Source organism: Microbacterium capsulatum (assembly GCF_030865425.1).
Taxonomy (GTDB): Bacteria; Actinomycetota; Actinomycetes; order Actinomycetales; family Microbacteriaceae; genus Microbacterium; species Microbacterium capsulatum.
The window spans coordinates 1-18,626 of record NZ_JAVFCB010000011.1 but is presented as its reverse complement, the minus strand read 5'-3'; the positions used below and the strand labels follow the sequence as shown (position 1 = coordinate 18,626).

Genomic DNA, 18,626 nt, shown 5'->3' with positions numbered 1-18,626 from the left:
GACGCCTGAGAGGAAAGCCCGATGAGTTCCCTGCCCACACCCCGTTCCGACGCGCCGCGGATCCGCGAGCTCGCGGAGATCGGCGGTCGCTCCGACACCCGCGACGTGCTCGCCCACGCGACCAAGCAGGCGCGTGACGACTACGACGACTACTTCATCGTCGACATCGACGCCCACGTCTCGGAGGACCACTTCTGGGGCGAGGTGCTCGACCTCATCGACAACGACGTCTGGCGCGACCTGGGCATGAGCCAGTACGCCGGTTTCGCCGGCAACAACGCGCTGCTGAACATCCAGCCCGGCATGTCGCACCAGAGCGTCGGCGGCCGCATCGGGCATCAGGGCCGCAAGGAGCCGGTCGAGGGCACCGAGGGTCACCCGTTCGTGACGGCCGCACGCCGCGGAATGGACGCCATGGGCCTCGACTACCAGGTCGTGTTCCCGAGCGCCATGCTGCTGCTCGGAATGCACCCGCAGGATGAGGTGGAGGTCGTGCTCGGACGAGCCTTCAACCGCTGGCTCACCGAGGTGATCCTGCCGCCGAACCCGCGCCTGAAGGGCATGCTCTACCTGCCGTACAACACCCCCGAGGTGTGCGAGGAGCTCGTCGAGAAGTACGCCGACAACGACGGCATCATCGGCTACACGGTGTGCTCGACGCGCAACAACCCGGTGCATTCCGACGTCTACACGCGCCTCTACAAGCTCATCGAGGACAGCGGCAAGCCGCTCGCGTTCCACTCCGGCTACCACTGGGGCGACCCGTCCTTCGCGCAGCTGAACCGTTTCCTGTCGATGCACGCCCTGTCGTTCACGCACTACAACCAGATCCACGTGACGAACTGGATCATCAACGCCATGCCGGAGCGCTTCCCGAAGCTCAAGATGGTCTGGGTCGAGAGCGGTCTCGCCTGGATCCCGTTCCTCATGCAGCGACTCGACCACGAGGTGCTCATGCGCCCGAGCGAGGCGCCGGGCCTGAAGCGTCTGCCGAGCGAGTACATGAAGGAGATGTGGTACACGACCCAGCCCATGGAGCGCACCAACATGGAGCTGCTCGAGGCGACCATGAAGTCGTTCAACGCCGAGACGCAGCTGCTGTACTCCTCGGACTGGCCGCACTGGGACTGGGACGCACCGTCCACCATCACCCGTCTGCCGTTCCTGTCCGAACAGGCCAAGCGCAACATCCTCGGACTGAACGCCGCGCGCGTGTTCAACCTCCCCACCGACCGCAAGAAGCCCTCCGCGGAGCACGTGCTCCAGGAACGACCCGGGATCTCCTGACATGACCGACAACACCACTCTCACCACCGCCACCGAGATCGCCGAGCTCTCCGCCGTCGTCGCACGGCTGGGCGAGCTCGTGCAGCACGTGTCCGACACCGAGCGCGGTGCCGACGTCTCCGACGAGCAGATCGCCGACGTGCTCTACGCCGCCGCCCGGCTGTTCTCCGCCAAGACCGACCGCGTCGGCAAGATCGCGTGGCCGATCCGCGAGGACGCCCTGAACGCGACGGAGACCGTCGTCCTCGTCACGGCGCTGCTGGACGCCGCCGATGTGAACCTGTTCGACATGGCGATCTGGTACCGGAGGGCCGAATGAGCGCACAGGTCGTCCGCCGCGACGTCGTCGTCGCGAGCCTCGCGGACCTGCAGGAACGGGAGCGGATCGTCGTCGACGTCGACGGGACCGAGCTCGGGCTCTACTTCCACGCCGGCGAGGTGCGGGCCTGGTACAACGTCTGCCCCCATCAGGGCGGTCCGGTGTGCCAGGGCAAGGTCATGCCGCGTACTGTGCAGCTCGTGCGCGGCGAGGGTGGTCTGAAGAGCGGCGGGCCCGGATTCCATCCGACAGACCGGAACATCGTCTGCCCCTGGCATGGCTTCGAATTCGACGTCCTCACCGGCAAGCACCCCGCGGATCAGCGCGTCGGACTGCGTCCGATTCCGGTTCGGGTCGATGCGGGCGACGTGATCGTCACGGTGTGAACACCGTGCAGCCGTAGGCTGGATGCGTGAGCGACTATCTCGTCCGGCCCGCACGCGCGGGCGACGTCCAGGGCATCTTCGCGCTGCTGGAGCCGCTCGTGGAGAGAAGGATCCTGCTCGGCAAGGACCTCGCCGTGCTCTACGGCGCGGTGCAGGAGTTCGTGGTCGCGGAGGCCGACGGCGTGCTGGTCGGCTGCGGCGCCCTGCACGTGATGTGGGAGGACCTCGGCGAGGTGCGCACCCTGCTCGTGCGGGAGGACCGGAAGCACCACGGCATCGGCCGCGCGATCGTCGAGCAGCTCGAGGACCACGCCAGGGTGCTCGGGCTCAGCCGGCTGTTCTGCCTCACCTTCGAGGTCGAGTTCTTCGCGCGACGCGGGTTCTCGCCGATCGGCGAGCAGGTCGTGGATCCGGACGTCTACACGCAGCTCCTGCGCAGCGGCGACGAGGGCGTGGCCGAGTTCCTCGACCTCGCGCATGTGAAGCCGAACACGCTCGGCAACACGCGCATGCTCAAGCGGCTCTGAGTCTCGCGAGCCGTCCGGCGGGGAGTCTCCAGGCGGGCCCGAACGGCGCCCCGTAGCCTGGAGGCATGACCCCTCGCCATTCCGCCGCCGTCTATCGTCGTCGCCGGATCGTGGTCCTCGGGGCCGTCCTCCTCCTGCTGGTCGCGCTGGTCGCGGTCGTGTGGGCGATGGTCGCCCGGGGATCCGCGGGCCCCGCGCCGAAGCCGACCGTGACGTCCGCATCGCCGTCCCCCACGCGGACGACTCCCGCCGCCACCCCGTCGCCGTCGCCGAGCGGGACGGCCGCGCCGACGCCGGCGCCGACGAGCACGGTCGCGGCAGGCCCCGTCCCTTGCACGAACGCGGACGTGAAGGTCAAGGCCGTCACCGACCACGACTCGTACTCGGCGGATCAGAGCCCACGGCTGTCCATCTCGCTGACGAACACGGGAAGCAAGGACTGCACGATGAACGTGGGGACGGCGAAGCAGTCGTTCACGATCACGAGCGGTTCGGACACCTGGTGGCGCTCGACGGACTGCCAGCAGAACCCGAGCGACGCGATCCAGACGATCAAGGCCGGAGCGACCGTGTCGAGCTCGGCGCCGATCGTCTGGGACCGCACCCGCTCGAGCGTCGCCACCTGCGCGGCGACCGATCGGCAGCGCGCGCCGGGCGGCGGCGCGGCCTATCAGCTGAAGGTCTCGATCGGCGGCTTCGACAGCGCGACGCCGGTCCAGTTCCTGCTCCAGTAAGAAGGTCTTCGAGGCAATCGTCGGAATTTTCCCCCTATCCGGGGTGTTTGGGATACCATAGAAAAGGTCTTCGAGATCTCAGACGGATTGCCATCCCCAGTGGCTTCGACATCCCAGCGTCCCCAGCGCATAGTCGTCCGTCGTCGGAGACCATGAGGGCCTCCCGCTCATCTGTCCCCAAGCGATGACCGAGGAGGCCCTCTTCTATGCTGGAGCGATGGCCGTGAAGAAGGCGAAGAAGAAGGCTCCGGCCGCTCAGGATTTCCGCTCCGAGGCGCTCGCGCAGGCGCTCGAGAAGCAGGACATGGCCGCTGTCGCTCTCGCGCTGCGCAACGGCAACACGGTCGTCCCGCTGATCCGCCCCGGCGCCCGCGACAATCCGCTCGACGGCGGCGAGGTGTGGACGTACCGCGACCCGCAGACCGGCGAGGTCGCGCTCCTGCTGTTCAGCGACGCGACGCACAAGCCCGCGAATCTGCCGCCGGGTGTCGGCATCTACTCGCCGGTCTGGCTCCGCGCGTTCCTCGCCGCGCATCGCGAGGTGATCACGACGGTGTTCCTCGACATCGCGGGCCCGCACCCCATGCAGGCCCCGCCGGACGAACTGCTCCGCGCGTTGGAGGCCTGAGCCGTAGTCGGCTCTCCGGTCCCCGAGCCGGACGACGGGGCATCCTCGGATCCGTCGTGCCGCTTCCTGCTCGTGCCGCTTCCTGCTCGTGGCGACCGAGACTCAGAACGCCGGGATCTCCTCCTCGAGACGCCGCGGCGCCGCGTGCGCACGGACGTCGCCGAGCGCTCCGCGGAGGGTCGCCGAGCGGTCGTCCACGACGTGCCCGTAGCCCAGGCGTGCCGCTTCCGACCGGCGCTGCCCGGCCTGCGTCACCGGGCGCACCTCGCCGGCCAGGCTCAGCTCGCCGACCGCGGCGAGCGTGCGCGGCACGGCGTTGTTGGTGAGGGATCCGGCCACCGCGATCGCGATCGCGAGATCCGCCGCGGGCTCGGTGAAGCGCACCCCGCCGACGGTCGAGACGTACACGTCCTGATCGCTCGTCTTGATCCCGGCCCGACGCTCCAGCACGGCGAGCACCATCGCGACGCGCGACGCGTCCAACCCGTTCACCACCCGCCGCGGGTTCGGCGCCTGGGTCGGGATCGTGAGGGCCTGCACCTCGACCGGCATCGCCCGGCGGCCCTCGAGCGCGATCGCCACGCACGTGCCCGGCTCGGGGCGGCCGCGGGACAGGAACAGACTCGACGGATCCGGCACCTCGGCGATCCCGGATCCGGTCATCTCGAAGCAGCCCACCTCGTCGGTCGGGCCGAAGCGGTTCTTCAGCGCGCGGACGAACCGCAGCGACGTCTGCCGGTCGCCCTCGAAGTGGCACACGACGTCGACGAGGTGCTCGAGCACACGGGGGCCGGCGACCTGGCCGTCCTTGGTGACGTGGCCGACGATGACGATCGGCAGGTTCCGCTCCTTCGCGACGCGGATCAGCGCGGATGCGACCTCGCGCACCTGCGCGGGCTGCCCGGCCGCACCCTCGGACAGCGAGGAGGCGACCGTCTGCACCGAGTCGACGATCACGAGCTCGGGGGAGACCTCGTCGATGTGCCCGAGTATCGTGCCGAGGTCGGTCTCGGCCGCGAGATACAGCTCGTCGTGCAGCGCCCCGGTGCGCTCGGCCCGCAGTCGGACCTGCGCGGTGGACTCCTCGCCGCTCGCGTAGAGCACGCGCCGGCCCGAGCGGGCGCCGGCCGCGGCGACCTCGAGCAGCAGCGTGGACTTGCCGACGCCGGGCTCGCCGCTCAGCAGGATCGCAGCGCCCGGCACGATGCCGCCTCCGAGCACGCGGTCGAACTCGGCCACCCCGCTCGAACGGCGCGGGGACTCCTGCGAGGTCAGCGACGTGATCGGCCGCGCCGCCCGGCCCGCCGCCGGGGCGGTGGCCGTCACCTGCCGCACGATCCCGGTCGGCGCCGCCTGCTCGGCGACCGTGCCCCACTGCTGGCACTCTCCGCACCGGCCGACCCACTTCGCCGTCGTCCAGCCGCACTCTGTGCAGACGTAGGCGGGGGCGGAGGGTCGTCGGGAGGCCATGGGATCAGGCTAGCCGCGGCCGCCGACACTCCCGACCACCCCGGCGCCGCACTCCCGCCCACCCCTGCTCGGCACTCCCGATCGCCCCCGCTCCGCACTCCCGCCCACCCCTGCTCGGCGCTTCCGACCGCCCCTGCTCGGCGCCTCCGCCCACCCCTGCTCGGCGCTTCCGACCACCCCTGCTCCACGCCTCCGACCACCCCTGCTCGGCGCTTCCGACCACCCCTGCTCCGCGCTCCCGACCGCCCCTGCTCGCTGGTCGCGACACGCCCTCATTTCACGGATTTGGCGACGATTCGCGACCAGCGAGCAGCGGTAGGAGGAGCGGACGTGGGGGAAACGGGAGCGATGACCCGGGATCCGCGCGGGTAGCCTCGGAGCATGGGCAGAGAGAGCACGCGATGAGTCACGCCGCGACCTACCGCACCGTCGAGGAGCAGCTCGAGCGGGTGCTCGCGGCGGTGCGTGCGCGGCCCGCGGTGACCCTGCCGCTCGCCGAGGCCGACGGATCGACGCTCGCCGAGGACGCCCGGGCGGTGAACGCGGTGCCGGCGTTCGACAACTCGGCCATGGACGGCTTCGCGGTCCGCTTCGCCGACGTCGCCGCGGCGACCGAGTCGACACCCGCGATCCTGCGCGTGACCGCCGACGTGCCGGCGGGGAGCCCGGAGGATCCGCCCCTCGCCCCCGGCTGCGCGGTGCGCATCATGACCGGTGCCGCGCTGCCGACCGACGCCGACACGATCGTGCCGTTCGAGGACACCGAGGGCGGCCTCGCCGACTCGCTCGCGCAGGCGGTCGTGCGGCGCGCCCCGGCCGCCGTCGGAGCGCACGTGCGCCGCGCGGGCGCCGATGCCGCGGCCGGCGCGGTCGTGCTGCAGGCCGGCGCCCTGCTCGGACCGAGGCAGCTCTCCGCGCTCGCCTCGGTCGGGGTCGCCGAGGTCGCCGTCGCTCCGCGCCCGCGGGTGGCGATCGTGTCGACCGGATCGGAGCTGGTCGCGCCCGGCGAACCGCTCTCCCGCGGGCAGATCCCCGAGTCCAACGGGCTGCTGCTGGCCGGGCTCGCGGCCGAGGCCGGCGCCGAGATCGTGCTCCGCGAGGTCGTCGGCGACAGCGGCGACGGGCCCGCCGCGGCCGTCGCCGGGGCCGCCGCGCTCCGTGCCGATGTCGTCGTCTTCTCCGGAGGCGTCAGCGCCGGTGCCTACGAGCCCGTGCGGCAGTCGCTCGGCGGCACGATGGAGTTCGTCTCCGTCGCGATGCAGCCCGGCAAACCGCAGGGCTTCGGGGCCGCCGCGGGGATGCTGCTGTTCGGCCTGCCCGGCAACCCGGTCAGCGCGGCGGTGTCGTTCGAGGTGTTCGTGCGTCCCGCGCTGCTGCGCCTGCAGGGACGGATCCGGATCCACCGCCCGGTGCGGACTCTGCCCGCCGGGGCCGACTGGCGCACCCCGGCCGGGCGCCGGCAGTACCTGCCCGCCGTCGTCGACGCGGACGGACGCGTCGTCCCCGCGACCCGCGGCGGATCCGGATCGCACCTGTCGGTGGCGCTCGCCGCCGCGACCGCCTACGCGATCGTCCCCGCCGAGATCGCGCAGGTGCGGATCGGGGATCCGGTCGACATCGTGGAGCTGGAGTGAGCGGCGCCGGGGTGGATCCGGGCACCGAGCCGGATCCGGGATCCGTGACCGGCCTCGGCGCGATCCTGCTCGTGGGCGGTCGTGCCCGGCGGATGGACGGCGCGGTCAAGCCGCTGCTGTCGGTCGGCGGGGCCCCGCTGCTGACCCGCGCCCTGCGCGCGCTCGCGCATGCGGGGGCGGATCCCGTCGTCGCGGTGGGGCCGCGGCTGGACGAGTCCGATGTCGTCTGGGTGCGGGAGGATCCGCCGTTCGGCGGACCGGTCGCGGCGATCGCTGCCGCCCTCGCGCACGGCGCGCTCGCGGCGACCGAGTGGGTGCTCGTGCTGGCCGGCGATCTGGTGCACCCGGAGGCCGTGGTGCGGCGGCTGCTCGCCGCGCCGCGCACGGCGGAGTACGACGGCGTCGTGTTCCGGGCGGGCGAGCAGCCGCAGTGGCTCGCCGCGCTCTACCGGGTCGGGAGCCTGCGGGCTGCGCTCGCCGAGCTCGACGCACCGGAGGGCGTGCCGTGCCGTGCCCTTCTCGGCGGACTCGCCCTGCACCGGATCCTGGACGAGGACGGCTGCACGGGCGACATCGACACCCCGGAGGACCTGGACCGCGCCCGCGCGGACGCGCAGATGGAGGAGATCTCATGACCGACAAGAACCGTTCCCTGCCGCCCGAGGCCCTCGACGACTGGGCCGCCGTGCTGCGAGAGCGCTTCGATCTCGTGGCGGAGGATGTGCCCATCGCGCTGATCCTCGACCTCGCCCGCGATGTCGCGAACGGCGTCGCCCGACCGGCGGCCCCGCTCAGCGCCTTCGTCGCGGGCCTGGCCGCGGGGCGCGCCGGCGGCTCCCCGGAGGATGTCCGCGAGGCGGTCGCCGCGATCACCGAACTCGCCCTCGGCCACGAGACGCCCCCCGCAGAGCCGGGATCCTGAGCCCCCGCCCCGGTCCCTGAGCCCGTCGAAGGGTCCCCGATCCGCTCCCCGCATGGACACCATCCGAAGGTCCTATCGCGAACGGCATTATTCACGGCCCACGGCCCCGAAAGCGCCTCAGGCCGATGCGAGTATGGAGCCATGGCCAGCGCCGGGCCCATCTGCGGGCCGATCTCCAGCTATTCGCGCGTGCGGATCCTGCACCTGCTTTTTGAAGCCGGCACCTCGCAGTCCCGCGCGGAGCGCACGATCGGCGAGCTGTGCGAGGCCACGAAGCTGCACGCGAACACCGTGCGCGAGCACCTGCAACGCCTCATCGAGGGCGGCTACGTGATCGCGACCATCGAGAAGCGCACCACCCGCGGACGTCCGCGCGTGCTGTACAGCGCCGCGACCGGATCCCCCGAGGCGTCCAGCCCTGTCGCCCGTGAGAAGGCCGCGGCGGCAGCCCGCCGCGGCGATCTGCTGCGGCGCGTGATGCGCACCGAGGCGTCCGGGCTCGGACAGCAGGCCACCTACCAGCTCGACGCGCTCGTCGAGCATCTCGAGGAGAGCGGCTTCGAGCCGGTCGTCGACGAGGAGCAGCTCACGGTCGAGCTGACTCCCTGCCCGCATGCGGCCGCCCGGCCCGAGCACCGCCCGGTGCTCTGCCAGGTGCATCTCGGCCTCATGCAGGGTGTGCTCGCCGAGGCCGGCGGCCCCCTGTCCGCACGCTGCGTGCGCTCCTCCCGGCTCCCGGAGGAATGCACCGTCGAACTCTGTCTCTGACAGACGCCACCTGAGGAGGACCGCTCGTGGATTGGCTCGACCCGCTCATCCTGTCCCGTTGGCAGTTCGGACTGACGACCGTCTACCACTACCTGTTCGTGCCGCTGACGATCGGCATGGCCACCGTCACCGCGATCTTCCAGACGGTGTGGGTGCGCACCGGCAGGATCGAGTACCTGCATCTGACCCGGTTCTTCGCGAAGATCTTCCTGATCAACTTCGCGATGGGCGTGGTGACCGGCATCGTGCAGGAGTTCCAGTTCGGCATGAACTGGTCGGACTACTCGCGCTTCGTAGGTGACGTGTTCGGCGCCCCGCTCGCGTTCGAGGGGCTGCTCGCGTTCTTCCTCGAGGCGACGTTCATCGGCCTGTGGATCTTCGGCTGGGACAGGCTGCCGAAGAAGGTGCACCTCGCCACGATCTGGGGCGTCGCCATCGGCACGATCCTCTCGGCGTACTTCATCATCGCCGCGAACGCGTTCATGCAGCACCCGGTCGGGTACACCTACAACGCGGCCACGAACCGAGCTGAGCTCACCGACTTCTGGGCTCTGCTGACGAACAAGGTCGCGCTCGCCGCGTTCCCGCACACGATCTTCGGCGCGTTCATGCTGGCGTGCGGTGTGGTCATCTCGGTGTCGGCGTGGCACGTGTCACGCGGGCAGCACGTGGAGACGATGCGGAAGTCGCTGAAATTCGGCCTCTGGGCGATCCTCGTCGCGACCGCCGGCGTCGTGCTCTCCGGCGATCAGCTCGGCCTCGCGATGGTGAGCACGCAGCCGATGAAGATGGCGGCCGCGGAGGCGATGTTCAACTCCGCTTGCGGGCCCGATGCGTCGTTCTCGCTGTTCTCGATCGGCACTCCCGACGGCACCGGCGAGATCTGGTCGCTGCGGGTGCCGTACCTGCTCGCGTTCCTCTCGACCCACGATCTCAGCGGCTGCGTCGAGGGCATCAACGACCTCAACGCGCAGTACGCGCAGCAGTTCGCCTCGACCGGGCTCACCCAGTTCAACCCGGTGCTGTGGATCACGTACTGGGCGTTCCGCTGGATGATCGGCCTCGGCATGCTGCACGCGTTCATCGCTCTCGTCGGGCTGTGGATCACGCGCAGGGGCGCCAAGAAGCCGCCCGCGCAGTGGATGTGGAAGATCGCGATCTGGTCGTTCCCGCTGTCGCTCGGCGCCAACATCGTCGGCTGGGTGTTCACCGAGATGGGCCGGCAGCCGTGGATCGTGTTCGGCCTGATGACGACGAGGAACGGCGTCTCGCCGGGGGTCTCCGGGGTCGAGGTGCTGATCTCGCTGATCGCGTTCACGGCGATCTACGCCGCGCTCGCCGTGGTCGAGATCGGGCTCATCGTCCGGGCGGCCAAGAAGGGCCCGGACACCACCGAGACGCACGACGAGGACGCGCCCGTCCCGTCGGTCGTGTACTGAGGAAGGAGAAGGACATGGATCTCGCCCTGGGGTGGTTCTGGATCGTCGCCGCGTTCTTCGTCGGCTACTTCGTGCTCGACGGCTTCGACTTCGGCGTCGGCATGTCGCTGCCGTTCCTCGGCCGTGACGACGTGTCGCGCCGTCAGGTCATCAACACGATCGGCCCGATCTGGGACCTCAACGAGACCTGGGTCATCGTCGCGGGCGCCTGCCTGTTCGCGTCGTTCCCGGAGTGGTACGCGTCGCTGTTCAGCGGCTTCTACCTGCCGCTGCTGGTGATCCTGCTCGCGCTGATCCTGCGCGGGGTGTCGTTCGAATACCGGCACCAGCGGGAGGATCCGCGCTGGAAGCGGCGCTTCGACACCATGATCGTGATCGGATCCGCGGTGCCCGCGCTGCTCTGGGGCGTCGCGTTCGGGAACATCGTGCAGGGCGTCGCGCTGGACGCGAAGCACGTGTTCCGCGGATCCGTGTTCGATCTGCTGAACCCGTACGGCCTGCTCGTCGGCGTGACGACGCTGCTGCTGTTCTTCCTGCACGGGCTGTACTTCGTGGCGCTCAAGACCGACGGCGTCGTGCATGAGCGCGCTCGCCGCGTGGCGCGCTTCGCGTTCGCGCCGACGCTGGTGGCGGCGGCCGGCACCGTGGTCTGGACGATCGCGATCGCGGCGGGGCGGCCCTCGCTGCTGTGGGGTGTGATCGGGTTCGGCGCGGTGGCGGCCGTGTTCCTGATCGTCTCGCTCGTGTTCTCGCTGCGCGGACTCGACGGCTGGGCGTTCGCGGCCGGGGTCGTCGTGATCCTCAGCGCGGTGCTCATGCTCTTCTCGGCCCTGTTCCCGAACGTGCTGCCGTCGACGGTGGATCCTGCGAACTCGCTCACGATCCGCAACGCGTCGAGCACGCCGTACACGCTGCAGATCATGAGCTGGACGGCGCTCGTCGCGATGCCCCTCGTGCTCGCCTATCAGGCGTGGACGTACTGGGTGTTCCGCAAGCGGGTCCGCCGGTCCTCGATCGAGGCCGCCCCGGTCCACGCATGAAGCCCATCGACCCGCGGCTGCTGCGGTGGGCGCCGGCGGCGCGGGCGTACCTCGCGGTGTCGGCGGTCGTCGCGGTCGCGCAGACCGCGGTGACGATCGCCTTCGCGGGGCTGCTCGCCGCGGGGATCACCGACGTCGCGGCGGGGCGGTCGCCGCTCGCGGTCGTGCCGTGGCTCGCGCTCGTCGTGATCGTGCGCGCGGGGCTGCTCTGGGTCGCCGAGGCGTGGGGCGCCCGCGCCGCGGCCCAGACCGGTCGGCAGCTCCGCGCCGCCCTGCTCGACGCGATCGCGCGCCGCGGCCCGGCCTGGCTCGGCCGACGCAACCGGGCCGCGATCGCGGTGACCGCCGGTCACGGGCTCGACGCCCTGGATCCGTACTTCGCCCGCTACATCCCGCAGCTCGTGCTCACGGCGATCGCGACGCCGGTCATCGTCGTCGTGATGTGGGGGCAGGACTGGCCCAGCGGCGTCGCGGCCCTCGTCACGCTGCCGCTGATCCCGCTGTTCCTCATCCTCATCGGCATCGCGACCCGCGGTGTGCAGCGCCGGCAGCTGCGCGTGCTGCAGACCCTCGCCGCGCGCTTCGCCGACACCGTGCAGGGCCTCGCGACCCTGCGGCTGTTCGGGCGCGAGCGCCGCGCCGCCGCCCGCATGCGCGACACCGCCGACCAGTACCGCCGCGAGACCATGCGCGTGCTGCGGTACTCCTTCCTCTCCGGCTTCGCGCTCGAACTGCTGTCGTCGCTCGCGGTCGCGATCATCGCCGTGTCGGTCGGCCTGCGGCTGCTCGGCGGCGAGCTCGGCCTCGGCGTCGGACTGTTCGTGCTGCTCCTCGCGCCCGAGGCCTTCCTGCCGCTGCGCCAGGTCGGCGTGCAATTCCACGCCGCCGCCGAGGGCGTCGCCGCGACCGAGGACGTCTTCGAGATCCTGGAGGCGGCGGACCCGATCCCCTCGACCGTTCGAAGCGCGCAAATGGCTGCAACTTCGGCCCGGATGCAGCGATTTGCGCACATCGAAGCCGGGGTGGGGGCCCGGTTGGAGCTGAGCGACGTCGCGGTACGGCATGGCGAACGGGCGCTGCCTCCTGTCTCGTTCATCGCGGATCCGGGCACCGTCACGCTCATCGAAGGGCCGAGCGGGTCCGGCAAGTCGAGCCTGCTCGCCGCCCTCCGCGGCGTGGCCGCGCACGACGGCACGATCGCCGTCGACGGCGTCGCGGATCCGGATCCGACGTGCTGGCTGGCCTGGGCCGGGCAGCGGCCGGAGCTCATCCGCGGAACGATCGCCGCGAACGTCGCGCTCGGCGACCCCGCCCCGGACCCGGACCGGGTGCGGGTGGCACTGGCCGACGCGGCCGCGGCCGAGCTCGACCCGGATCAGGAGCTCGGCGTGCAGGGCGCCGGCCTGTCGGGCGGGCAGACGCAGCGGGTCGCCGTCGCCCGGGCGCTGTACCGGCTGGGATCCGGTGCCCGCGTGCTCGCGCTCGACGAGCCCTCCAGCGCCCTGGACGCCGCGACCGAGGAACGGCTGTGGCGGGCGATCCGCCGCACCGCCGACGCCGGCGCGACCGTGCTGCTGATCTCGCATCGCCCCTCCGCCCGCGTGATCGCGGATCAGATCGTGCGGATCACGGTGTGCGTGCCGTCAGGGTCGTTGAGCGAGGACGACCGCGCAGCGGACGACCGAGACGAAACGGCGCATTCCGCAGGGAACCCCGTTTCGTCTCGGTCGCCTGCGGCCTCCTCGCTCAACGACCGGGAGGGGGAGCCCATCCCCGACCTCCCCGCCTCGACCCGCGGGATCCTGCGCCTCGCCATGCCGAGCGCCCGCCGGTTCCTGCCGGCGGTCCTCGCCGGCATCGCCTCCGCCGCCGCCGCGGTCGGGCTGCTGCTCGTGAGCGGCTGGCTCATCGTCAGCGCGTCGCTCGTCGACGACCTCGTGCCGCTCTCCGTCGCGATCGTCGGCGTCCGCTTCTTCGCCGTCACCCGGGCGGCGATCCGCTACCTGGAGCGGCTCGCCGGGCACGACGCCGCTCTGCGCCGCCTCGCCGACCTGCGCGCCGCGGTCGTGCGCCGGCTCACCCCGCTGTCGCCCGCCGGGCTCGGAACCACGGATCGCGGATCCGTCCTCTCCGCCCTCGTCGACGATGTCGAGAACCTGCAGAACCTGCCGCTGCGGGTCGTGCAGCCGCTGCTCACCGGCGGCGTCGTCGCGGTCCTGTCCATCGGCGTCCTGGCCCTCGTCTCGCCGGCCGCCGCCGTCGCGCTCGCCGTCTGCCTCGTCATCGCCGTCACGGGCGCCGTCCTGCTCGGCGGTATCGCCGGCGGCCGGGCCGAACGCGCCCTCAGCCGCGACCGCGCGTGCCTCGCCGGCGCGCTCGTCGACGAGCTGACGGCCCTCGACGTGCTCCAGGCCTACGGCGCCGAGTCCGTGGCCCGAGCGAGGGTCCGGGACGCCGACGAGCGCCTCCGCCGCACGGTCACCCGCGCCGCACTCGCCCAGGCGCTGTCGTCGGCGGTCGTCTCCCTCGCCGCCGGGGCCGCGTCGATCTGGGCGCTCGCCGTCGCCGCGCCCGGCCTGCCCGGCGGAGCCGCCGACGCCCCCTGGTTCGCCGTCGCGGTGCTGCTGCCGATGGCCGTGTTCGACGTGTTCGCCGCGGTGCCGCAGGCGGCCTCCGCCTGGCGCGGCGTGCGTGCGAGCGCCGAGCGGATCCGCACGCTGCTGCCCGCCGCACTCCCGCCCGCGGTGCGCGGCGACGCGGGCGAAGGCGCGATCGACGGCGGCGCGCTGCGTCTGCGCGGCGTCACCGCCGCCTGGCCCGGATCCGCAGCCCCCGCCCTGCAGGATCTCGACCTCGACATCGCTCCCGGCGAGCGGATCCTCGTCACCGGATCCAGCGGCGCGGGCAAGTCCACGCTCGCTGCGGTGCTCGTCGGCTTCCTGCGCTTCGGAGGCTCGTACCGGATCGGCGGCTCCGACGCGGGGCGCGTGGCCGGGCCGGAGCTGCGCCGCCGGATCGGGCTGTGCGAACAGGATCCGATGCTCTTCGACGAGGACATCCGGCAGAACCTGCTCTTCGCCCGGGACACCGCGACCGACGCCGAGCTGCTCGCCGTGCTCGACAGGGTCGGGCTCGGCGGATGGACTCGCGAGCGCGGCGGCCTCGACGCCCGGGTGGGGGAGCGCGGCGCGCTCGTCTCCGGAGGGCAGGCGCAGCGGATCGCCCTGGCCCGCGCGATCCTGCGCGGCTTCCCGATCCTCGTGCTCGACGAGCCGACGGCGGGGGTGGATCCGGACGCCTCCGATGCCCTCCTGCGCGACCTCCTGGGAGCCGCGGGGGCGCAGACCGTGATCCTCATCTCGCACGTCGAACCGCCGGCCGGCACGGTCGACCGTACGGTGCGGCTCGAGGGCGGGCGGCTCGAGGGAGGGCGCCTCGAGGGAGGGCGGCTCGAGGGCGGCCGGATCGCGGCCGGCAGGATCCGCTGAGGGTATCTTTCCGTCCACGGCGGACGTAGCGTGGCGGTATGGGGCGAACGGATCAGGTCGGCATGCACGTCGCTGCGACGACCGTGCAGGTCTACGCCGCGTTCACCGATCGGGCGGCCCTCGAATGCTGGTTGCCGCCGGACGGGATGACCGGGCGCGTCACCGAGTTCGACCCGCGTCCCGGCGGACGGTACCGGATGATCCTGACCCTCACGGATCCGGCCGCGACACACGGCAAGAGCAGCGCGGACAGGGACATCGTCGAGGGCGTCTTCGTCGAGGTCGTCGACGGAGTGCGGATCGTGCAGGACGTCATGTTCCCGTCGGGCGACCCCGACTACGCGGGCACCATGCGGATCACCTGGGCCGTCGAGCCGGCCGAGGGCGGATCCTTCGTCACAGTCGTCGCCGAGAACGTCCCGTCGGGCATCGCCGCCGCCGACCATCGCACCGGCATCACCGCCTCGCTGCGCAACCTCGCCGAGTACGTCGCGGGGCGCGGAGATCAGCCCGGCCCGTGAGCGCGCCGATTCCTTTCCCGGAGCCTGGCGGAGGGGCCTCGTCGGCTCACGGCCAGAGCGGATCCGTGGGCTCGAGCACCTCGCCGAGCGCCTCGAACGCGCGGCGGCGCTCCTCGATCCGGCGGTGCAGCTCACGCTGAGCGTCCTCGATCAGCGCCGGATCCAGCGGCACCGAGGCGACATCGCTCTGCGCGTGCTCGGCCGCGAGGTGCGCGTCGAGCTCCGGGCCCGACGTCCATGACGTGATCAGCGCGTAGCGCGGGGCGGATCCGCGATGCCACACCGCGTGCCAGAACCGCTGGGTGTCGACGATGATCCGGGATCCGGCCGGCAGCGGCAGGCGCACCTCGGTGTTCGGGTCGAACCGGTCCTCGCGGAGGATGAGCAGCGAGTCGGGGTCGTCGGTGAGGTTGTAGAAGCCGCGGACCACCCAGCCCGTGCCGTCGGGGTTGAGCCGGTTGTTGTCGTCCTGATGCAGGTTGTAGATCGCGTCGGCGTACGTGTTCGGCTGCAGCTCGACGACCCGGCAGCGGCCGACGTTGGCCCCGGCCTCCTGCGCGCGGCGGACCAGGGTGGGTGCGCGCGTGGCCTGCTCGGCGACCCAGACGCCGTCCTTGTCGGTGCGCGGCGGGGTGTGGTTCCAGAAGCCGTTGCACTCCGGCTCGCCGGAGTAGCTGGCGAGCGGCGCGAACCGGGTCACCCCGGACGAGCGCCACGGCACGTAGGCGAGATCGAGCCATTCGGCCGGATCCGCCGCCTGATCGTGCCGGTCCAGCACGACGTATCCGGTCTTCTCCAGTGCCGGCGAGTGGATGTGCGACATCGCGGCGGGCTCCTTCCCCCGAGGGCTGCTTAGGGCATCCTAACTCCGCGCCGTCACACGGGGACGGAACGCGGCCGTGCATAATCCCGCGTCGTTACGCTGGATCCCATGACGAATCCCCGCGGGGCGCTGCTGGTCGGCAGCGTCAATTACGACGACGCCGAGACCACGATGCGCACGGCCGCCGACATCCTCGGGGCGCAGCTCCGGCGGATCCCGGACGGCGAGGTGGGCAAGCGGTTCCACTGGATCATGTTCCAGCCCGACGTGCTGGGCGAGGCGGACGGGATCGAGCGGGTCGGTGCGGAGCGGATCCCCTTCGGCGCCGGTCTCGACGCCCGCGGGCTGCGGATCGCCGACGGCGTCGACGCCGCCGCGATCGCGCTGCCGCCGCTCGGCTACGCGGCCGCGGCGCGCGCGTCGTACGAGATCTTCCGCCGTCTGCGCGAGGAGGGCGCGATCGCCGAGGGCGTGCGCTTCCAGGTGTCGCTGCCCACGCCGCTCGCCGTGATCTCCTCGTTCTTCTCCGGCGACGACCGCGCCGCGATCGAGCCCGTCTACACGGCCGCGATCCTCGGCGAGCTGGACGAGATCCTCGCCGCGATCCCGCACGACGACCTCGCGATCCAGTGGGACGTCGCCAGCGAGATGGGCATCATCGAGCGCGCCGCCGGCTATGGCAAAGTCATGGAGGCCTGGTGGCCCGGCGATCCCTTCGACGGGCTCGTCTCGCGTCTCGCCGCGCTGATCGACGCCGTGCCCGCGGACGTCGAGGCCGGCGTGCACCTCTGCTACGGCGATGCCGCGGAGAAGCACTTCTTCGATCCGGCCGACGCCGGCACCCTGGTCCGCTATGCCAATGCCGTGACCGCCGCGGCCGAGCGCCCGCTGACCTGGCTTCACCTTCCCGTCCCGATCGAGCGCGACGACGACGCGTACTTCGCCCCGCTCGACGCCCTCGCGCTGGGGGAGGGCACCGAGCTCTACCTCGGCCTCGTCCACCGCGAGGACGGCGCCGAGGGCGCGACCCGCCGCATCGCCGCCGCCTCCCCGCACGCGTCCGCGTTCGGCGTCGCCACCGAGTGCGGCATCGGCCGCGCCCCCGCGGGGTCGACCGAGGGCATCCTGCGCACGCACGCCGAGGTCGCGCAGGGCTGGTGAGGTTCAGCGCGTCGGCGGCGCGCCCGGGCGCATCGGCTCGATTCGCACTCGGTCCCGCCGTCGCGTAAGCTTGTCCGCGGTGACGTGTCCGAGCGGCCGAAGGTGCAACTCTCGAAAAGTTGTGTAGGGTAACCCCCTACCGTGGGTTCAAATCCCACCGTCACCGCCATTGTGATGTCTCAGGACATCGTGAACGGATGAACCCCCGGTTTCGGGGGTTCATCCGTTTTTGCGTTGGTAGCTGCGGGTGGGGTCGAGGGTGAAGTCGGCGAGGATTTCGCCGGTGGCCGTGGCGATGATCGTGGCGTTGTCGTTGTGGACGAGGCAGATGATCTCGACGCGGGTGTGTGCTCTGCCGATGCCGAGGTGCAAGAGGCGGCCGGTGTGGCGGAGGGTGATCTTCCCGTCGTTGTCGATGGTGTCGTAGCGGACGCGCCAGATGCCGGGGTCCTCGGGCGCGGTCGGGGTCGCTTTCGGGATCAGCTGGTAGGCGAACGCGGGGGTGTGACGGCCGATGGCGCGGTGTGGGCGGGCGTGGTTGTAGTGGTCGCGGAACGCGTCGAGGGTGGCCTGCAGCTCGAGCAGGGACCGAGCTGGTCGGGTGGCGAGGTGCTTCTTCAGCGTCTGCCAGAACCTTTCGATCTTGCCTTGCGTGGTGGGTTTGAACGGCTTCCCGTTCTTCTGGGTGATGCCCAGGGTGGCGAGCAGGGTCTCGAATCCGTTCCCGCCGCCGTCGCCGCGGCCTCGGCCGCCGCGGGCGAGGCGGGTGGTGTAGACCATGCCGTTGTCGGTCAGTGTGGCGGCCGGGTAGCCGTGTTCGGTCGCGGTGGTGGTGAACGTGTCGGTCACGGTGCGGCCGGTGACGCGGCGGTGCGCGGTCAGGTGCAGCAGGTAGCGGGAGTGGTCATCGAGCCAGCCGATGACCTCGACCTCTTGCCCGGTGGTGAGGGTCACGTGGGTGAAGTCGGATTGCCAGAGCTCGTTGGGGCGGTCCGCGGTGAACCGGCGCCAGGACGAGCGGGGCCGCTTCTGCGGCTGCGGGCTGACCCGGCCGGCCGCGGTGAGGATCCGCCAGACCGTTGCCCGGGAGACGGTGACCCGTTCCCGGGCGAGCAGTTCCGCGATCGTGTCCGCGCCGTTGTCCAGTCCAGCGGCGGCGAGCTGATCGCGCAGGGCGAGGATCCGCTCCCGCACGGTGGGGGCGGTGCGGTTCGGGCTGGCGTGCGGGCGCCGCGATCTCGGCTCGAACGCGCCGTCTCCTTCCTCGAGCCACCGGTGGTGCAGCTTATGCACGAGGGTCTTGGAGACCCCGTAACGGCGGGCGACCTCGCCGTAGGACAGCTTCTGGACGGTGACGGCTTTGATCAGCACTTCGTACTTGGCCACCGTTCACGATGTCCTGAGACATCCGCCGCCACACGCGCGGGCCGTTCACGATGTCCCGAGACAGCCGTTCACGATGTCCTGAACCCAGACACC

18 protein-coding genes and 1 tRNA gene are annotated in these 18,626 nt (G+C 71.6%); 16 read left to right on the top strand and 3 right to left on the bottom strand.

Annotated elements, in window-relative coordinates; all coding sequences use genetic code 11:
- The first annotated feature begins 21 nt into the window (after positions 1–21).
- The 6 genes from RBR11_RS16230 to RBR11_RS16205 all read left to right on the top strand — a co-directional run bounded on the left by RBR11_RS16230 (position 22) and on the right by RBR11_RS16205 (position 3,881).
- Positions 22–1,287 (top strand): amidohydrolase family protein, encoded by a 1,266-nt coding sequence (locus RBR11_RS16230; RefSeq protein WP_308490421.1) that lies wholly within the window; start codon positions 22–24, stop codon positions 1,285–1,287.
- 1 nt (position 1,288) lies between these two features.
- The gene (locus RBR11_RS16225) at positions 1,289–1,606 is read left to right on the top strand and encodes a hypothetical protein (RefSeq protein ID WP_308490420.1); all 318 of its coding nucleotides are present in this window, start codon (positions 1,289–1,291) and stop codon (positions 1,604–1,606) included.
- A complete protein-coding gene (locus RBR11_RS16220) occupies positions 1,603–1,992 on the top strand; it encodes a Rieske (2Fe-2S) protein (RefSeq protein ID WP_308490419.1) in 390 nt (129 codons plus the stop codon). Before RBR11_RS16225 ends, RBR11_RS16220 begins: the two co-directional genes overlap by 4 nt.
- A 26-nt stretch (positions 1,993–2,018) precedes the next feature.
- Positions 2,019–2,519, top strand: coding sequence for an amino-acid N-acetyltransferase (locus tag RBR11_RS16215; protein ID WP_308490418.1), 501 nt, complete (start codon positions 2,019–2,021; stop codon positions 2,517–2,519).
- Positions 2,520–2,584: 65 nt separating this feature from the next.
- Positions 2,585–3,253, top strand: a complete 669-nt coding sequence (locus tag RBR11_RS16210) for a hypothetical protein (protein WP_308490417.1) — start codon at positions 2,585–2,587, stop codon at positions 3,251–3,253.
- A gap of 217 nt (positions 3,254–3,470) precedes the next feature.
- Positions 3,471–3,881: an SseB family protein gene (locus RBR11_RS16205; RefSeq protein WP_308490416.1), complete on the top strand. Its 411-nt coding sequence runs from the start codon at positions 3,471–3,473 to the stop codon at positions 3,879–3,881.
- 102 nt (positions 3,882–3,983) lie between these two features.
- Here RBR11_RS16205 and radA read toward each other — a convergent pair whose 3' ends face one another.
- Positions 3,984–5,351, bottom strand: coding sequence for a DNA repair protein RadA (radA, locus tag RBR11_RS16200; protein ID WP_308490415.1), 1,368 nt, complete (start codon positions 5,349–5,351; stop codon positions 3,984–3,986).
- Positions 5,352–5,752: 401 nt separating this feature from the next.
- On the opposite strand from radA, the gene RBR11_RS16195 reads away from it, so the two are divergent.
- The 8 genes from RBR11_RS16195 (at position 5,753) to RBR11_RS16160 (ending at position 15,163) form a co-directional block, all read left to right on the top strand.
- Positions 5,753–6,985 (top strand): molybdopterin molybdotransferase MoeA, encoded by a 1,233-nt coding sequence (locus RBR11_RS16195; protein ID WP_308490414.1) that lies wholly within the window; start codon positions 5,753–5,755, stop codon positions 6,983–6,985.
- Positions 6,982–7,620, top strand: a complete 639-nt coding sequence (mobA, locus tag RBR11_RS16190; RefSeq protein ID WP_308490413.1) for a molybdenum cofactor guanylyltransferase — start codon at positions 6,982–6,984, stop codon at positions 7,618–7,620. The genes RBR11_RS16195 and mobA overlap by 4 nt, the downstream gene beginning before the upstream one ends.
- Positions 7,617–7,907 (top strand): DUF6457 domain-containing protein, encoded by a 291-nt coding sequence (locus RBR11_RS16185; RefSeq protein ID WP_308490412.1) that lies wholly within the window; start codon positions 7,617–7,619, stop codon positions 7,905–7,907. The genes mobA and RBR11_RS16185 overlap by 4 nt, the downstream gene beginning before the upstream one ends.
- Positions 7,908–8,048: 141 nt before the next feature.
- A complete protein-coding gene (locus tag RBR11_RS16180) occupies positions 8,049–8,675 on the top strand; it encodes a helix-turn-helix transcriptional regulator (protein ID WP_308490411.1) in 627 nt (208 codons plus the stop codon).
- Positions 8,676–8,701: 26 nt separating this feature from the next.
- The gene (locus RBR11_RS16175) at positions 8,702–10,114 is read left to right on the top strand and encodes a cytochrome ubiquinol oxidase subunit I (protein ID WP_308490410.1); all 1,413 of its coding nucleotides are present in this window, start codon (positions 8,702–8,704) and stop codon (positions 10,112–10,114) included.
- Positions 10,115–10,128: 14 nt separating this feature from the next.
- Positions 10,129–11,154 (top strand): cytochrome d ubiquinol oxidase subunit II, encoded by a 1,026-nt coding sequence (gene cydB, locus RBR11_RS16170; protein ID WP_308490409.1) that lies wholly within the window; start codon positions 10,129–10,131, stop codon positions 11,152–11,154.
- The gene (gene cydD / locus RBR11_RS16165) at positions 11,151–14,642 is read left to right on the top strand and encodes a thiol reductant ABC exporter subunit CydD (protein ID WP_308490408.1); all 3,492 of its coding nucleotides are present in this window, start codon (positions 11,151–11,153) and stop codon (positions 14,640–14,642) included. Before cydB ends, cydD begins: the two co-directional genes overlap by 4 nt.
- A gap of 38 nt (positions 14,643–14,680) precedes the next feature.
- Positions 14,681–15,163 (top strand): SRPBCC domain-containing protein, encoded by a 483-nt coding sequence (locus RBR11_RS16160; protein WP_308490407.1) that lies wholly within the window; start codon positions 14,681–14,683, stop codon positions 15,161–15,163.
- Between the two features lie 46 nt (positions 15,164–15,209).
- Here the strand turns inward: RBR11_RS16160 and RBR11_RS16155 are convergent, their stop codons facing one another.
- Positions 15,210–15,986, bottom strand: a complete 777-nt coding sequence (locus RBR11_RS16155; RefSeq protein ID WP_308490406.1) for a hypothetical protein — start codon at positions 15,984–15,986, stop codon at positions 15,210–15,212.
- 108 nt (positions 15,987–16,094) lie between these two features.
- Between RBR11_RS16155 and RBR11_RS16150 the strand changes: the two genes are divergently transcribed.
- The gene (locus RBR11_RS16150) at positions 16,095–17,147 is read left to right on the top strand and encodes a hypothetical protein (RefSeq protein WP_308490405.1); all 1,053 of its coding nucleotides are present in this window, start codon (positions 16,095–16,097) and stop codon (positions 17,145–17,147) included.
- A gap of 78 nt (positions 17,148–17,225) precedes the next feature.
- Positions 17,226–17,316, top strand: a tRNA-Ser gene (locus RBR11_RS16145).
- 50 nt (positions 17,317–17,366) lie between these two features.
- Here RBR11_RS16145 and RBR11_RS16140 read toward each other — a convergent pair.
- Positions 17,367–18,533, bottom strand: coding sequence for an IS481 family transposase (locus RBR11_RS16140; protein WP_308487778.1), 1,167 nt, complete (start codon positions 18,531–18,533; stop codon positions 17,367–17,369).
- Between the last annotated feature and the right edge of the window lie 93 nt (positions 18,534–18,626).

What these genes read in the sequence shown, in the direction of transcription:
- RBR11_RS16230 (WP_308490421.1), top strand. Translation starts at nt 22, where the DNA reads ATGAGTTCCCTGCCCACACCCCGTTCCGACGCGCCGCGGATCCGCGAG.
- RBR11_RS16225 (WP_308490420.1), top strand. Translation starts at nt 1,289, where the DNA reads ATGACCGACAACACCACTCTCACCACCGCCACCGAGATCGCCGAGCTC.
- RBR11_RS16220 (WP_308490419.1), top strand. Translation starts at nt 1,603, where the DNA reads ATGAGCGCACAGGTCGTCCGCCGCGACGTCGTCGTCGCGAGCCTCGCG.
- RBR11_RS16210 (WP_308490417.1), top strand. Translation starts at nt 2,585, where the DNA reads ATGACCCCTCGCCATTCCGCCGCCGTCTATCGTCGTCGCCGGATCGTG.
- RBR11_RS16205 (WP_308490416.1), top strand. Translation starts at nt 3,471, where the DNA reads ATGGCCGTGAAGAAGGCGAAGAAGAAGGCTCCGGCCGCTCAGGATTTC.
- radA (WP_308490415.1), bottom strand. Translation starts at nt 5,351, where the DNA reads ATGGCCTCCCGACGACCCTCCGCCCCCGCCTACGTCTGCACAGAGTGC.
- RBR11_RS16195 (WP_308490414.1), top strand. Translation starts at nt 5,753, where the DNA reads ATGAGTCACGCCGCGACCTACCGCACCGTCGAGGAGCAGCTCGAGCGG.
- RBR11_RS16185 (WP_308490412.1), top strand. Translation starts at nt 7,617, where the DNA reads ATGACCGACAAGAACCGTTCCCTGCCGCCCGAGGCCCTCGACGACTGG.
- RBR11_RS16180 (WP_308490411.1), top strand. Translation starts at nt 8,049, where the DNA reads ATGGCCAGCGCCGGGCCCATCTGCGGGCCGATCTCCAGCTATTCGCGC.
- cydB (WP_308490409.1), top strand. Translation starts at nt 10,129, where the DNA reads ATGGATCTCGCCCTGGGGTGGTTCTGGATCGTCGCCGCGTTCTTCGTC.
- cydD (WP_308490408.1), top strand. Translation starts at nt 11,151, where the DNA reads ATGAAGCCCATCGACCCGCGGCTGCTGCGGTGGGCGCCGGCGGCGCGG.
- RBR11_RS16160 (WP_308490407.1), top strand. Translation starts at nt 14,681, where the DNA reads ATGGGGCGAACGGATCAGGTCGGCATGCACGTCGCTGCGACGACCGTG.
- RBR11_RS16155 (WP_308490406.1), bottom strand. Translation starts at nt 15,986, where the DNA reads ATGTCGCACATCCACTCGCCGGCACTGGAGAAGACCGGATACGTCGTG.
- RBR11_RS16150 (WP_308490405.1), top strand. Translation starts at nt 16,095, where the DNA reads ATGACGAATCCCCGCGGGGCGCTGCTGGTCGGCAGCGTCAATTACGAC.